Below are 278 nucleotides of genomic sequence, written 5' to 3'. Positions count from 1 at the left end.
AGATGGTCGCCCGGCTGGACCTTGTACATATGAAACTTCAGGCTGGAGCTGCCTGCGTTAATGACCAGAATCTGCTCGCTCATTAGTGCGCAGCCTCCACAGCAACTTTACGTTCCAGATAGCCCGCGTAAAGGCTGGCAACGGCGCAAGAGGCCATACGGGTCTGGGCGCTATCGGCTCGGCTGGTCAGAATGATAGGCACACGAGCCCCCATCACGATACCGGCAGCCTGGGCGCCGGACAGGAAGGTCAGATTTTTGGCCAGCATATTGCCGGCC

General features: G+C 58.6%; 1 pseudogene. It reads right to left on the bottom strand.

The annotated features are described in order from the left end of the window. Positions 1-82: 82 nt before the first annotated feature. Positions 83-278: pseudogene (locus tag ACRHOZ_RS20920) on the bottom strand (hypothetical protein); the annotation flags it as partial.

The organism is Flagellimonas flava (genome assembly GCF_050617915.1).
Taxonomy (GTDB): Bacteria; Bacteroidota; Bacteroidia; order Flavobacteriales; family Flavobacteriaceae; genus Flagellimonas; species Flagellimonas flava_A.
This window is presented reverse-complemented; position numbering and strand designations above follow the sequence as displayed.